The sequence below is a fragment of the Bartonella sp. AP19HLJMH genome (assembly GCF_042196245.1).
Taxonomy (GTDB): domain Bacteria; phylum Pseudomonadota; class Alphaproteobacteria; order Rhizobiales; family Rhizobiaceae; genus Bartonella.
Genome location: NZ_JBHIPX010000015.1, coordinates 1 through 16,241, shown reverse-complemented (window position 1 = coordinate 16,241; position 16,241 = coordinate 1). Strand labels below are relative to the sequence as shown.

The 16,241-nt window shown below is 40.4% G+C and carries 11 protein-coding genes; 6 read left to right on the top strand and 5 right to left on the bottom strand.

Features of this window, described 5'->3' with window-relative positions:
- The first annotated feature begins 347 nt into the window (after positions 1–347).
- Positions 348–716, top strand: a complete 369-nt coding sequence (locus ACFINR_RS07405) for a helix-turn-helix domain-containing protein (RefSeq protein ID WP_375653760.1) — start codon at positions 348–350, stop codon at positions 714–716.
- 563 nt (positions 717–1,279) lie between these two features.
- Here the strand turns inward: ACFINR_RS07405 and ACFINR_RS07400 are convergent.
- Both ACFINR_RS07400 and ACFINR_RS07395 read right to left on the bottom strand, forming a co-directional pair.
- Positions 1,280–1,411: a hypothetical protein gene (locus tag ACFINR_RS07400; protein ID WP_375615953.1), complete on the bottom strand. Its 132-nt coding sequence runs from the start codon at positions 1,409–1,411 to the stop codon at positions 1,280–1,282.
- A gap of 188 nt (positions 1,412–1,599) precedes the next feature.
- Entirely contained in the window at positions 1,600–1,872 is a 273-nt protein-coding gene (locus ACFINR_RS07395; RefSeq protein ID WP_375653758.1) for a hypothetical protein, read from the bottom strand.
- Positions 1,873–2,423: 551 nt separating this feature from the next.
- Here ACFINR_RS07395 and ACFINR_RS07390 point away from each other — a divergent pair.
- Positions 2,424–2,792 (top strand): helix-turn-helix domain-containing protein, encoded by a 369-nt coding sequence (locus ACFINR_RS07390; protein WP_375653792.1) that lies wholly within the window; start codon positions 2,424–2,426, stop codon positions 2,790–2,792.
- A gap of 1,812 nt (positions 2,793–4,604) precedes the next feature.
- On the opposite strand, the gene ACFINR_RS07385 is transcribed toward ACFINR_RS07390, so the two are convergent.
- Together ACFINR_RS07385 and ACFINR_RS07380 are read right to left on the bottom strand one after the other, a co-directional pair.
- Entirely contained in the window at positions 4,605–5,000 is a 396-nt protein-coding gene (locus tag ACFINR_RS07385) for a hypothetical protein (RefSeq protein WP_375631857.1), read from the bottom strand.
- Positions 5,001–5,644: 644 nt separating this feature from the next.
- Positions 5,645–6,880, bottom strand: a complete 1,236-nt coding sequence (locus ACFINR_RS07380; protein ID WP_375653788.1) for an MFS transporter — start codon at positions 6,878–6,880, stop codon at positions 5,645–5,647.
- A 1,637-nt stretch (positions 6,881–8,517) separates the two neighbouring features.
- Here ACFINR_RS07380 and ACFINR_RS07375 point away from each other — a divergent pair.
- From ACFINR_RS07375 to ACFINR_RS07365, 3 genes are all read left to right on the top strand, one after another.
- Positions 8,518–8,889 carry a helix-turn-helix domain-containing protein gene (locus tag ACFINR_RS07375; RefSeq protein ID WP_375613820.1) on the top strand — a complete coding sequence of 124 codons (372 nt, stop codon included), beginning with the start codon at positions 8,518–8,520 and terminating at the stop codon, positions 8,887–8,889.
- 283 nt (positions 8,890–9,172) lie between these two features.
- Entirely contained in the window at positions 9,173–9,319 is a 147-nt protein-coding gene (locus ACFINR_RS07370; protein WP_375647815.1) for a hypothetical protein, read from the top strand.
- Between the two features lie 341 nt (positions 9,320–9,660).
- Complete coding sequence (locus ACFINR_RS07365; protein WP_375653755.1) at positions 9,661–10,032, top strand: helix-turn-helix domain-containing protein; 372 nt, start codon at positions 9,661–9,663, stop codon at positions 10,030–10,032.
- A gap of 403 nt (positions 10,033–10,435) precedes the next feature.
- Here ACFINR_RS07365 and clpB read toward each other — a convergent pair whose 3' ends face one another.
- Positions 10,436–13,015, bottom strand: coding sequence for an ATP-dependent chaperone ClpB (clpB, locus tag ACFINR_RS07360; RefSeq protein WP_375621470.1), 2,580 nt, complete (start codon positions 13,013–13,015; stop codon positions 10,436–10,438).
- A gap of 457 nt (positions 13,016–13,472) precedes the next feature.
- Between clpB and ACFINR_RS07355 the strand changes: the two genes are divergently transcribed.
- On the top strand, positions 13,473–14,504 hold the full coding sequence (locus ACFINR_RS07355; RefSeq protein WP_375621471.1) for a DUF3472 domain-containing protein: 1,032 nt from the start codon (positions 13,473–13,475) through the stop codon (positions 14,502–14,504).
- The last annotated feature ends 1,737 nt before the right edge of the window (positions 14,505–16,241 follow it).

Sequence of the window (16,241 nt, the reverse complement as noted above, 5' to 3'; positions counted from 1 at the left end):
TTTTACCCAATAAATTCCCCTACTAACATCAGATTACCGCCCCCAAACATCCCTATTTTACACTATAACCGTATAGCAAACATTTTAATTTTTCTTGCCAATCCCTTGAAATTACTTTATCACTCAAAGGATATTTTGATCGTCCACGCAACGATCAATAAGGGATAGTAAAGCCCTAAGCTCTAGCGTAAGAATGAACCCACTTTGTGGGTGTCCCGGGATTCCGGGAGTTTTTGCTATGTCCAGGTGTGATAAGCACTAAAAGCAAAAATGCTGACTAGAGCTCAGTACTTTACTACTCCCGGAATACTCATGCGAGGGCGCTCGCAACCGGAGGGGAGCTTGAAGTGCGAACTAAAAATTCACATTTCAACGACATTTCAATAGGTAAAAAGATCCGTCATAGAAGAATTTCAATGGGACTTTCTCAAAAGGAATTAGGAAGCCATTTAGGTGTCAGTTTCCAACAAATCCAGAAATACGAAAAAGGTTTAAATCGTGTAAGCGCGGGGTGTTTGCTCGAAATTGCTAAAAAACTAGCAGTTCCTATGAACTTTTTTTATGCGGATCTTTTAACAGCAGATATTCCCACAAAAGAACATGCCTTACACCACGATCAAGACACATACAGCGAAAAAGAATACGCACTTTTGAAAAACTTTAGAGAGCTCAAAGCGAAAAAACAAAAAGCAATTTTGTGGTTAATTTCTGATTAGACAAAAGCACACCCATCAACATCCCTTGCCAATATATCAACATCCTTAAAATATAAGCTTCAGATCACGACACTTCAAAGAAGGCAATTTTATCAGACAAGACAGATAAGCCCTGCCCTAAAATATTCCCTCACACACTTTTCTCCAGTCAACGCAATTTATACCCCTCTTCATCCCAGCTTTCCCCTCTCCATTCACAAATGCGTCCCCTAGTTCTCCGACCACATTCCATGTCAAGACAAAAGCATACAACGCATAAATTCTTCACTTCACTTTTACGGATTCACGTTTTATGCTTTTCCATCTTTACAGAAAGCAACCAAATGAAACTTTTCCACCAGCATCTTACACTGCGTTGTCAAGAATCCAACATCTTGTAGCAGTTTCCTCCTACCAACCACTCAGACAGATCAGCACACCATACCCCTCAAACAACGGATTCAACAAGCAAGCCTTTTCTGAATATTCTTACACCCATCCCTCTCCAACACAAAGAGCGAAAGCTCCTACAAATACCGATCAATTCCGCTTCGAAGCAAAGACCCCACCCAAAAGACAAAGCTTCACACACACCAAAAAGCTTCTCCCACAGCGCCAATTTTCACATTCTGCATCCTAGCTTTCGACTTCATTTGCAGACTCGTTCCCCAGTCCTTTCCCCCCATTCCATGCCAAGACAAAAGCATACAACGCATAAATTCTTCACTTCACTTTTACGGATTCACGTTTTTACGCTCTTCTATCTTTACAGAAAGCAGCCAAACGAAATTTCCAAACTAACCCACCACTCAATAAACAAGAGTCTGTTAACAATCCCACTTTTTATCGAGCACATTGCATTTGGGCAACCACCTCTCACCACCCCTCAAAGAATACTGTTTCATCAAACACGCCAGATAAGCTCTGATCTACAATTCGACTTCAAAAAGCAAATTTTCCTCTGCTGGATAAAGCTTTCCCCCCCCCCACCGGTTTTTAAACTATAATCCAGTCTCTGCCCCACCCCCCCTACTGACATCAGATCATCGCCCCCAAACAATCCTATTTTGACAGTATAAGAAGATAATGAGATAATTTTTAAGATACAAAGAATGCTCTCATTTTCCAAATCTTTTAATTGTTCTTGCCAATCCCTTGAAATTACTTTATCACTCAAAAGGTGCCTTGATCGTCTACGCAGCGATCAATAGGGAGTTGAAGCCCGAAAACTCAAACGTTAATTTACCCCACTTTGTGGGCATCCCGGAGTTCCGGGAGTTTTTGCTATGTCCAAGTGCTTGTCAGCACTAAAAGCAAAAAGCTGATTTGAGTTCAGTGCTTTCAACCTCCCGGAATACTCATGCGAGGGCGCTCGCAACTGGAGGGGAGCTTGAAGTGCAAACTAAAAATCCAGATTTCGCACTTTTTTAAAAAGTACCCAATCTTATAGTCTTTGAAATTATTTTGATTTTTCTTGCCAATCTTCTGAAATTGCCTTATGAATTGATCTGTGTTTTTGATCGTCCACGCAACGGTCAAATAGGGATTTGAAAGCCCGAACGCTCAGTACATAAATTTATCCCGCTTTGCGGGTATCCCGGAATTCCGGGAGCTTTTGCTATGTCCAAGTGCTTGTCAGCACTAAAAGCAAAAGGCTGGCTGAGCTCAGTGCTTTCAAACTCCCGGAATACTCATGCGAGGGCGCTCGCAACCGGAGGGGAGCTTGAAGTGCAAACTAAAAATTCACATTTTAATGACATTTCAATAAGTAAAAGAATCCGTCACAGACGCATTTCAATGGGACTTTCTCAAAAGGAATTAGGAAGCCATTTAGGTGTCAGTTTTCAACAAATCCAGAAATATGAAAAAGGTTTAAATCGTGTAAGCGCGGGGTGTTTGCTCGAAATTGCTAAAAAACTAGCAGTTCCTATGAACTTTTTTTATGCGGACCTTTTAACAGCAGATATTCCCACAAAAGAACATGCCTTACACCACGATCAAGACACATACAGCGAAAAAGAACACGCACTTTTGAAAAACTTTAGAGAGCTCGAAGCGAAAAAACAAAAAGCAATTTTGTGGTTAATTTCAGATTAGACAGTGGTTAATTTCTGATTAGGCAAAAGCGCATCAATCGACATCCGTTGCCAATATCCCCCTCTACCTAAAGCCTTGCCTGCCTGATATCACCACATCTCAAAAAACGGTTTACGGCACCGGTTTACGACATCATAGGATCAAACTTCAAAATAGGATAACAAACACCAAAATCTTGGAAAAACATCCCCACCCCTCTCACAGAATTTTATCAAGAGATCTCTTCTGATTTAAACGCACAATTCCGATTGTATCATTATGATACCTTTTTACATTTACCTTGTCAAGTTTTTATATTTTTCTTTTGATACTTTTGTGTTTTTCTTTAAGGGAGCCACATCCCTCAAAACACCTTTCCTGCAAAATGCCCCTCATACAAAACACAATGTCTAAAACAACAAGAGCTAAAATAGGATTTCTCCTAAATAGGCATCCCTCTAAATGGGCTTCCGCCTAAATAGAATTCCCTCTAAATAGGATTTCCTCTAAATAGGATTTCCTCTAAATAGGATTTCCTCTAAATAGGATTTCCTCTAAATAGGATTTCCTCTAAATAGGATTTCCCCTCTAAATAGGCTTTCATTGTATTGCTCATTCACCCACTTATTAAAAAAACACCTCTCAATGCTTCTCACACCCATTTCACGGATATCCCCCATACAAATATAGATGCAACTATAATTGTTAAGCTCCCCATAGAATATAAACGCCCACCACGAGATTTTTCTCTTCACATCTCTTTACACATCAACTCTGCAATCTGTTCACAGCCATTCCCCACACACTCTTCTCCAGAAAACGCACTTCAACAGCACTCTTCATCTCAACTTTCTCCTCCATTCACGAAGACACTTCCCCCAATCCTTCCCACCACATTCCATGCCATGATAAAAGCTCTCAGAAAGCACAAATCCCCCACTTCACTTTTACAGATTCACATTTTTACGCTTCTCCACATTTACAGAACGAAGCCAAGGAAAGGTTCACCGCCCCGCACCACTCTATAAACAATAGTCTATAAACGAACCCAGCTTTTTGCCTAGTACCCCTTACAGTCTTCAGACGCCCTCCTCAAACGACAGCACTTCGTCAAGCTTGACAAATCAAACCCTATCTCCTTAAAAACCGCCATCCTTCACGCATCTCTTTGCACCAACGCCTTACCCACACTCTCCCCCCTATCCATGCGCACACTCTCTTCATCCTCCATTCCCCCTTTTTCTCTCCCATCACACACTCACAACTTAACAGCACTCTTCATCCCAGCGTTCCCCGCTCCATTCACAAATACTTCCCCCAATCCTTCCCACCACATTCCATGCCATGATAAAAGCTCTCACAAAGCACAAATCCTCCGCTTCATTTTACAGATTCACATTTCTACGCTTCTCCACATTTACAAAACGCAGCCAAAGGAAACTCCCAAACCACCACGCGACAATTTGATAAAAACAAAACACCTTTCCAACAATCTCAAACAACAGATTTCTGTAAAGAGTTCATATGAATTTGATTGTTTAGATCTGACTATTAGTTTGGCATATAGAGCCGTAGAACAGAAAGTAATTTTCTATAAGACAGAAACGATAAAAGCGCTATATAACTGAGACAGAACATGAAAGATTGCAAACAGATAAAACGACATCTTTCTTCGTTACAACACTGAAATTGTAACCGAGACGACGAATAATTGTCATCTGAATATGCAATTTTCATATCTGCAAATTTTTATTGATTAATTCAATCCCAACACTTCCCCTGAAACACATTTCTTCATTATCTACTTCTTTGAGACAAACCGGCAAAGGGGTTTCATCTATTATAAGTACGGAAATAATAACGCGTTACTCCAACCTCATCATAAGAAACCATAGACAAGATACCTGTCTTTATTGGCATTATTTGATAAGTCAAGATTACACCATTTTGCTGTTTGTTTGGTTGATCTGTATAGATCACGTTATATCCATTCCGTCGCAAGAGATCAATAAATACAGGAGTAAAGTTGTCTTCTGTTTTATTTTTTTTCACAATAAGTGTTGTTGTAGCGGGCGGTAAAGGTTTTTTAAGATTACGAACAAAATCGTTAGCAATTAATTTTACATCATCTTTCGTAATATTTGGACTGACATAACTTGATGAATAATTACTGATAGATGCACAACCAGCCACCAATACAAGCGGTAACGGAAATAAATATTTTGACATCTTAACTCCCCTATTAATTGCATTCTCTTCTGAGAAGCTCCTACACCAGAAATAAGAGCCTCCTTTCAAAGAATAGCCTTAACAACATACTGCTTTACTATCAAGCATTAGTTAATCACTTTCTCGCTTGTTAAAAAAACGACCACCATCTCTCATAGTACTCAAAGCTTATGTTTAAGACACAAAATATATATGTTAAAAGTACGAAAAAACACATGTAAAGCATATAGTATATGTATACTTACTTTCATGGTGTGTTGCATTACATAAACCAACGCACAGCACCCTTCATTTCCCCTCCATTCACGAAGACACTTCCCCCCAATCCTTCTCACCCCTCCATATCATGACAAAAAACACGCACAATATATGAACCCATAAATCCTCCGCTTCACTTTTACAGATTCACATTTTTACGCTTTTACATCATTACAGAACAAAGCCAAGGAAAGCTTCATCCACCCCGTACCACTCTATAAACAACGGTCTGTAAAGAATTCAAATGCTTGCCTAGCAAGTTTCCACCACTGACCACTCATTCGTTTCAGATCACCCCCTTCAAAGAGCAGTGTTTTTACCTCATGAATAAGATAATGAGCGAACCGTCTTTAGAAAAAAGAAAAGGCATGGAGATATCAAATATATCAATGGTCATCATCGACTGTCGTGTTAAGGGGTGTTACATCTTTATTTTTCTTAATTTTTACAACGCCAATAATTCCGGTGGAAATAATTAATGCGGACATAGCTAAAAAAGAGCTTAACAATCCCACGAGTGCCAAAAGTCCAGCAATAAAGCCAGACATTGCTTCCGCAGAGTTTGCTAAAGTTGAAAAGGTTCCAAAACTCTTACCAAAATCTTCACGACGAGAATATAATTGAATAGCTGAGACTAAACCAATATCCACAAAGGCACCAATAAATCCTAGAACAAATGCTAACACGAGAAGGAATTTTAAATAAATTTCTGCAGCTAAGGGCATAACAAACAGAATAACCCCATAAAGAAGCCAAAATATCATGAGCTTCAACGATGTAATATTTAATATAATTTTACTATAGAACAAACCACCAACAATAGTTCCAACAGCCATGAGAGAAAAAATATAACTCACAAGGCTTTCCTCTCCCCCCACAAAAAGAACAAAAGCTGGAATTAAAAATCTTAAAATAGCACCCGTAAAGAGAATAGCAAACGATGAGCCAACGAGCGTAATAAATAAATTATTATTTTCTGTAGAAATATATTTAAGATATGAAGCTGTTTCTCGATAAATTTTTATAAAATTGAATGATTTATTCTCGCTTGAATTTAAATTCATGAGATTAAATAACACGATAATAGATATAAAATAGGTAAAAAAATCAAAAATGAGTACTGCCGATTTATTTGCAAAAAAAAGCAGTATAGAACAAACCAAAGGGCCAATGACGGCTGCCGTTTCCATGATAATTTGAGCAATGCTATTGGCCTTTGTAAGATCTTTTATTGAAAACATTCTGGGAATAGCAGCTTGAAAACTTGGTTGGAAAATACTTCTTCCTATCGTTGTACATATTGCTGCAAAAATAAGAACAATGATATGTGCCGTACCTGTTATATAAGTTATAAAAACAAACAATGAAGCTAATAATCTCACAACTTCACTTAAGATCATATTTTTCTTCAAAGAAAAATTATCCGCTAACCAACCTCCTATAGGGCCCAAAAAGAGAAAAGGGATAAATCGAAAAAAATACACAAGACCTGTAAAAAAGGTGTTATCTGTTAATTCTAAGACCAGTAAAATAAAAACAACTTCATAAGCATAATCACCAACTTTGGAAATAAAGAGAGAGCAAAAAAGAGCTAATGGACTCTTTTTTAAAAACAAATTCATATCAACCATCCGATATTAAACTTTTCTACACTTAAAGTTACACTTCCTTCGATACAATTGGTGATATGAACTTCAGAAGAGTCTTTTATTCTAATAAATCACTTAATAAGTTAAGTGAAAATTTTTAAAGAAATACTCTTCTTGATATAAGCATTTAGACCAATATCAAGTAATATATTAATTTTTCTTTCTTATTTGCTTTAAAAAAAAAGAAAGAATGTAAAAATTATGAGATCAAAATCTGCTATATTATTATATTGACTTCCACCCCACGTCTCAAAGAATGCAAATTCCCAACCAGCACTAGTCTACAATCCCACAACAAAAAGCAGCTTTCCCCACAAAATAAAGCTTACACCCAACCACTCCTCAAACGACAGCACTTCGTCAGGCTCAACAAATCAAGCTCTATCTTCTGATAGCCGCCATCCATCACACATCTCTTTGCAACACCCGCCTTACCCACACTCTCCTCTTATCCATGCGCACTCTCTTCATCCTCCATTCTCCTTTTTCTCTCCCGTCACACACTTAACAACTTAACAGCACTCTTCCTCTAAACTTCCATTCACGAAGACACTTCCCCCCAATCCTCGCACCACATTCCACGCCCCCAAAAGCCCAAAGTGACCAAAAACACGCACAATATATAATCCACAAATCCCCCACTTCACTTTTACGGATATACGTTTTTACGCTTTTACATCTTTACAGAACGAAACCGACGAAAGGTTCACCACCCCACACCGCTCTATAAACAATAGTCTATAAACGAACCCAGTTTTTTGCCTAGTACCCTTACAATCTTCAGACACCCCCCCCTCAAACGACAACACTTCATCAGGCTCAACAAATCAAGCCCTATCTCCTCGCCATCCTTCACGCATCTCTTTGCAACACCCGCCTTACCCACAAACTCTCCCTCCTATCCATGCGCACTCTCTTCATCCTCCATTCCCCCTTTTCTCTCCCGTCACACACTCACAACTTAACAGACTCTTCCTCTAAACGTCTCCCTCCATTCACGAAGACACTTCCCCCCAATTCTCGCACCACATTCCATACCATGACCAAAAACACGCACAATATATAAATCCATAAATCCCCCACTTCACTTTTACGGATATACGTTTTTACGCTTTTACATCTTTAAAGAACAAAGCCAACGAAAGGTTCACCACCCCGCACCACTCTATAAACAATAGTCTATAAACGAACCCAGCTTTTTGCCTAGTACCCTTACAGTCTTCAGACACCCCCCTCAAACGACAACACTTCATCAGGCTCAACAAATCAAGGCCTGCCCTCAAATATTCTAGCTCTTCACACCCCTTCAAAGAGCAGTGTTTTATGGCATAAATAGAATAGAAAATTTTTGATTTTTCTTGCTAATCTTCTGAAATTACTTTATCACTTAAAGTGTGATTTTGATCGTCCACGCAACGATCAATAGGGAGTTGAAGACCCGAAACCTAAACATAAATTTATCCCGCTTTGCGGGTATCCCGGGATTCCGGGAGTTTTTGCTATGTCCAAGTGCTTCTCAGCACTAAAAGCAAAAAGCTGATTTAGGTTCAGTATTTTCAACCTCCCGGAATACCAATGCGAGGGCGCTCGCAACCGGAGGGGGGCTTGAAGTGCCAACTAAAAATCCACATTTTATCGACATTTTGATAGGCAAAAGAATCCGTCACAGACGCATTTCAATAGGACTTTCCCAAAAAGAATTAGGAAGCCATTTAGGTGTCAGTTTCCAACAAATCCAAAAATACGAAAAAGGCTTAAACCGTGTAAGTGCCAAATGTTTACTAGAAATCGCTCAAAAACTAGAAGTTCCTATGAACTTTTTTTATGCAGACATTGCCACAAAAGAAGATATCTCAACAAAAGAAAATACCCCACTCCGTGATCAAGAAACCTATAGCGAAAAAGAACACACTCTTTTGAAAAACTTTAGAGACCTCCAGCCGAAAAAACAAAAAGCAATCTTGTGGTTGATTTCTGATTAGGAAAAAGAGCAACGATCAACGTTATTTGCTAATATATCAAACAATAAAACATCCTTAAGTCAAATTCAGATCAGCTCCCCACACCCCTTCAAAGAGCGGTGTTTTACGGCATAATAGAATAGAAAATTCTTGATTTTTCTTGCCAATCTTCTGAAATTACTTTATCACTTAAAGTGTAATTTTGATCGTCTACGCAACGATCAATAGGGATTAAAAACCCGAAGACTTGACACATAAATTTATCCCGCTTTGCGGGTATCCCGGAATTCCGGGAGTTTTTGCTATGTCCAGGTGCTTTGGCACTAAAAGCAAAAAGCTGAGTCAAGTCAGTGTTTTTAACTCCCGGAATACCAATGCGAGGGCGCTCGCCCCTAGCGGGGGGCTTGAAGTGCAAACCAAAAATCCACATTTTATCGACATTTCTGATTAAGCAAAAAACGCGATTTATAATCCATATTTCGCACTTTTTTAAAAAGTACCCAATTTTATAGTCTTTGAGATTATTTTGATTTTTCTTGCCAATTTTCTGAAACTACTTTATTACTTAAAGGGTGAGTTTGGTCGTATACGCGACGATCAATAGGGAACTGAAAGCCCGAAACCTCGATACATAAGAATGAACCCACTTTTGTGGGTGTCCTGGGATTCCGGGAGATTTTGCTATGTCCAGGTGCTTCTCAGCACTAAAAGCAAAATGCTGATTCGAGGTCAGTGCTTTCAGGCTCCCGGAATACCAATGCGAGGGCGCTCGCAACCGGAGGGGGGCTTGAAGTGCCAACTAAAAATCCACATTTTATCGACATTTTGATAGGCAAAAGAATCCGTCACAGACGCATTTCAATAGGACTTTCCCAAAAAGAATTAGGAAGCTATTTAGGTGTCAGTTTTCAACAAATCCAAAAATATGAAAAAGGCTCAAACCGTGTAAGCGCAAAATGTTTGCTCGAAATCGCCCAAAAACTAGAAGTTCCTATGAACTTTTTTTATGCAGACATTGCCACAAAAGAAAATCTTCCCACAAAAGAAACCCTCTTACACCACAATCAAGAAACCTATAGCGAAAAAGAACACACCCTTTTGAAAAATTTTAGAGAACTCCAGCCGAAAAAACAAAAAGCAATCTTGTGGCTAATTTCTGATTAGGAAAAAGAGCAACGATCAACGTTATTTGCTAATATATCAAACAACGAAACATCCTTAAGTCAAATTCAGATCAGCTCCCCACACCCCTTCAAAGAGCAATGTTTTACGGCGGATAAACGGCATTTCTCTTTAACGTTTTTACGCACAAAGCAATAAAGCAATCCCGCTTGTGACTTCACTTATAACATTGCAAGAAAATAGTTTCACGACAAACAGAAGTAAAAGAATCCTACGATATTCGAAAACGCTGATTTAACATGCAAAAACACCAGCCACTCCCTTTGCTTTGCAATAAAATACCGCTGTCTCATCGTGAATTTTTCTAAATCAGCACGCTTCAAAGAGCGGTGTTTATCACATAATAGGATTATCACCGCCCTTTATACCATGAATTTTTACACACTTAATCTTCAGGCAAAAATTCCAACCGATCTCCTTGTTTTGTAATTTTCACCGTTGTCTCATCGTGAATTTTTCCAAATAAGATGTTTTCCGCCAGTGGATCTTGAATTTCTTTTTGAATAATCCGTTTAAGCGGACGCGCACCATAGAGCGGATCATAGCCTTTATCGGCAAGAAATTTTCTCACCTCTGGCTCGATTTGCAAAGTTATTTTGCGTTCATTGAGCAAATTTTGCAAATGCTCTATCTGAATATCGACGATAGCTTCCATATCGTGACGTTGCAGCCTTTGAAAGAGAATAATCTCATCAATACGGTTTAAAAATTCAGGACGGAAAGCCGCTTTAACGACATTCATAACATCATTTTTTGCCTGATCGGTTGTTTGCCCTTCAGGCAAAGCAGTTAAAAACTCAGCACCAAGATTAGAAGTCATAATCAGCAAGGTATTGCGAAAATCAACGGTACGTCCTTGACTATCAGTCAAGCGTCCCTCATCCAACACTTGCAACAAGAGATTAAAAATATCAGGGTGTGCTTTTTCAATTTCGTCAAACAGAATGACCTGGTAAGGTCTTCTACGTACAGCTTCGGTCAGCACCCCCCCCTCTTCATATCCAACATATCCAGGAGGTGCCCCAATCAGCCGCGCCCCAGCATGTTTTTCCATATATTCCGACATATCGATGCGCAACATGGCATTGGAGTCTTGGAAAAGAAAAGCGGCAAGAGCTTTGGTTAATTCGGTTTTCCCCACACCAGTAGGACCCAAAAACATGAAAGAGCCAAGCGGACGATTGGGATCTTGCAACCCTGCACGCGCGCGGCGTACAGCACGAGAAACAGCTTGCACAGCCTCTCCCTGCCCAATCACACGTTTGCTAATTTCATCTTCCATCCGCAACAGCGCCTCCCGTTCTGCCTCCAGCATTCGATCAACAGGAATACCGGTCCAGCGTGAAACAATCCGCGCCACATGTTCAGCAGTAACCGTCTCTTCAACGAGATGATTTTGTTGGTCATCATTTTCCGCAATACTCAATTGTTTTTCGAGTTCAGGGATAACGCTATAAGCGAGCTCTCCAGCGCGTTGGAATTGTCCATCACGTTGTGCAATAGCCAAAGCATTACGAGCTTCTTCGAGTTGTTTTTTCAAATCAGCAGCATGCCCTAATTTTTGTTTCTCAGCCTGCCAAGCACTTGTCATCTCAGCGGACTGTTGTTCCAATGTTTTGAGTTCCTCCTGCACATTTTCCAAACGTTCTTTTGCTGTTGGCTCGACATCTGTTTTCAAAGCTTCCCGTTCGATCTTCAACTGTAAAATACGCCGATCAACAGCATCGAGTTCTTCCGGCTTTGAATCGACCTGCATGCGCAACCGTGCCGCCGCTTCATCGATAAGGTCAATAGCTTTATCCGGCAAGAAGCGATCCGTAATATAGCGGTTAGACAAACGCGCCGCCGCAATCAAAGCACTATCAGCCAAGCGCACTTTGTGATGTTGTTCATATTTTTCCTTAATACCGCGCAAGATAGAAATAGTATCTTCCAAAGAGGGTTCAGGTACAAAGACAGGTTGGAAGCGGCGTGCAAGAGCAGCATCTTTTTCGACATATTTTCGATATTCATCGAGCGTAGTAGCGCCCACACAATGGAGTTCTCCGCGCGCAAGAGCAGGTTTTAACAAGTTAGAAGCATCCATAGGACCATCAGATTTTCCAGCGCCAACAAGATTATGCAATTCATCGATAAACAAAATGATCTGACCATTTTCAGCTTGCACCTCTGCCAGCACCGCTTTAAGGCGCTCTTCGAATTCCCCACGATATTTTGCACCAGCGATAAGCGCTCCCATATCCAACGCATGAAGCTGTTTATCCCGCAAAGTTTCAGGTACATCGCCATTAACAATGCGCAATGCCAACCCTTCCACAATAGCTGTTTTCCCCACCCCAGGCTCACCAATCAACACGGGATTATTTTTGGTCCGCCGTGAAAGCACCTGAATAGTGCGGCGGATTTCCTCTTCCCGCCCAATCACAGGGTCGAGTTTTCCTTCACGGGCATCTTTTGTGAGATCCCGGGCATATTTTTGCAAGGCATCATATTGTCCTTCGGCATGGGGGCTTGAGGCTGTTTTTCCTTTCCGCAGCGCATTAATTGCCCGATTAAGCGCTTGCGGGGTCAATCCTCCACTTGTTAAAATATCGGCTGTTTTTGCGGTCTTTTCCATGATCAGCGCTTGCAACATGCGCTCCACGGTCACAAACTGATCACCGGCTTTTTTCGCAATATCCTCAGCCAGCGCGAAAACTTTTGCCAATGGCTGCGAAAGATAGAGCTGTCCATTTCCCCCCTGCACTTTAGGCAAAGCATCAAGTGCTTCTTTTAGCGCTTTTTGAATAAGAGTAAGATCACCACCAGCGTTTTGGATAAGCGATGCAGCCAATCCTTGAGAATCGTCTAACAACACTTTCAGGAAATGCTCCGGCATAAACTGCTGATGATCAGAAGCAAGAGCGCTATTTTGTGCTGATTGTAAAAAACCCTGCACGCGTTCGCTATATTTTTCCAAGTTCATTTTTTTTCCTTAAATCTCAAGCCATCACCACACTTTAACCTCTCCAATATTCCACAAAAGAAACATCCAGAAAGGATTTTCCAGCCTCTAAAAAACACCGCGAAAAAAGCAGCAAGAAGAAGAACCATAGTGCTAAAAAGAATATGGGTTTCTACAAGCCTCATAGCAAGAGGGAGAAAAAAAATACGCTATCATTTTAAATAAAAACCGCAACTTTTCTTATACCCCCCATCATCACTCCCCTTTTTAAACCATCACCCCTAAATTCCACCATTAAACTTAAATTTGAACAGCAGAAAAGGAGCATGCAAAAACACTTTAAACAAAGTAGTCTTTACAGCATATAGTTTAGAGTAAACATTAAAGTATTTTCTCTAATTTTACTTAACAAAACATTGAATATATGCTTTAATACTTATAAAGTTACACTATTTTTATTAAGATAGAGGATTTGAGTATGTACCATACTGTAAAAAAGGTTATTTTAATACTTTTATTCCTTCTGATAAGTAAACCAAGCTATGCCGTTTTTGCCGGCAAAGTTATTACAATAGAGCATGAATGGCTTAAAAACGCATCATTTGATCTATTTGTTTTCACCCAGCAAGTAAATTACGATGGTGGGCCTAACTCCATCTATTTCTGGGGAAATAAATTTGAATTCCAAAATGGAAAAAGTGGACAAATTGGTTTTTTCAACAGGAGCGGCCGTACCATTCATTTTTCTATCTGGAATGCAACGGGATGGAAGGGTAATACATGTAAGCATTTTACTCAGGAAGGTTCAGGAGTACGATGTGAAATCAAGTTTCCATGGGAGATGGGACGCAGATATCGATTATATGTTGAAAAAAATGGAAATCTAGTTACAGCGACAGTAGTCGATTTTATAACGGGTAAAAAAGTGAATATTGGGACCATAGAAGTACCAAATACATTTGGACAACTCCGTAAATCTTCAAGTTTTGTTGAAGACCATTCTCGTTGGAAGAGACATCTCTCCTCCTGTTATGATTTAAGTCCGCAAAGTTCGATTTTTTTTGAGCCTCAAGGCATAAAACAAAACAAGCTACACGAAGGGAGTCTGAAAGCTTCTAATCAAGGAAAGTGTCAAGATTCTGACTTCATCCAAACATCATGTACATCCAACTTTTGCATGACAAGTATAAGCGACTTTGGAGGTTTAGCCTCGCCTACTACTAAACCAGAAATACAAATTTCCAATGAGAAAGATCTGTCTGCAGAAACAATTTCTAACGTTTTGAAACAAAAAGAGCTTGTCGTTATTCGTTCAAAAAATCGTTCTTGGGCACCCAATATCTTTTTGCCATCTCCTGATTCATTTAAGTGGAAATCAATCTTTATAGATCATCTAGCGGCTTTCAGTTCTACGCTTCACACCACTCACGGCACACAAAAGATAACCACAGGTCAAAAGATTATGTATATGTCTGATGGAAAAACTTGGAAGATTATGAAAAGAAACTAGCTTTTTTCTTCTTGATAAGCCCCTCACTCCCCTTTGAAAACAACTGGGGGTGAGAAAGTTTTTTTCATTTCCCCACCACGGCTCCCTTTCCCAGTTATTTTTTCGAGCCCTGCTCTCATCCCTTTTAACTTCCCTCGTCACCAGACTTTCCAGGGCATTTTCTCCATTCTCACCCCCTTTCAAAACCACAACACCCTTTAATAAAATCCTCACCTCCCTCTTCTATCACCCTCACACCATCCCTTCACGCATCCCTTTGCACTACCCCGCCTCTTATCCACACCCTCCCCCTTATCCATAGGCACTCTCCCATTCCACGCACTCCTTTTTCTCTCCCATCACACATTCACGACTTACAGCACTCTTCATTCCAGCTTCCCTCCTCGATTAACAAGCTCGTTCTCCCCCCATTTATCTCACCCCATCCATGCCAAAACCCAACGTGCCCCCAAAATTAGCTCACCTCATCACCAGACTTTCCAGCGTATTTTCTCCATTCTCACCCCCTTTCAAAACCACAGCACCCTTTAATAAAAGCCTCACCTCCCTCTTCTATCACCCTCACACCATCCCTTCACGCATCCCTTTAAACTACCCCCACCTCTTATCCACACCCTCCCCCTTGTCCATAGGCACCCTCCCATTCCACGCACTCCTTTTTCTCTCCCATCAAACATTTACGACTTACAGCACTCTTCATTCCAGCTTCCCTCCTCGATTAACAAGCTCATTCTCCCCCCATTTATCTCACCCCATCCATGCAAAAACCCAACGTGCCCCCAAAACACGCACAATGCATAAATCCATAAATCCTCCTCTTCACTTTTACAGATTCACATTTTTACGCTTTTACACATTCACAGAAAACAGCCAACGAAAGATTCACCCCACGCACTGCTCTGTAAACACTGCTCTGCAAAAATCTGATTTCTTGTCTATTAGATTCCCCTGCTGATTATTTCATATGGCTATCCCACATATCAAAAAATGCTGTTTCATCAGACAAGACAAATAAGCCCTTCCTCCAAATATTCTCCACATACTCTTCTCCAGAAAACGCACTTAACACCCCTTTTCATCCCAGCTTTCCCCTCTCCACTCACAAATGTATTCCCCCATTTATCTCACCACATTCCACGCCATGATAAAAGCATACACACAGTACAAATCCTCCGCATCATTTTACGGATATACGTTTTAACGCTTTTACGTTATTACAGAAGTCAGCCAAATAAAATTTCCACATCACCACCCCGCACCGCTCTGTAAACACTGTTCTGAAAACGAACCCAGCTTTTTGCCTAGTCCCCTTACAGTCTTCAGACTACCCTCCTCAAACGACAGCACTTCATCAGGCTCAACAAATCAAGCCCTACCCTGAATATTCAAGCTCTTCACTCCTCCTTCAAATAGCGCCGTTTTACGGTATAACAGAATAGAAAATTTTTCATTTTTCTTGCCAACCTTCTGAAATTACTTTATCACTTAAAGTGTCATTTTGATCGTCTACGCAGCGATCAACAGGGAACTAAAAGCCCTAAACCCTAACGTACAATTGAGCCCACTTTTTCGAATATCCTTAGAATTCCGGGAGTTTTTGCTATGTCCAAGTGCTTTAAGCACTAAAAGCAAAAAGCTGAGTCAAGTCAGTGTTTTCAGACTCCCGGAATACCAATGCGAGGGCGCTCGCAACCGGAGGGGGGCTTGAAGTGCCAACTAAAAATCCACATTTTATCG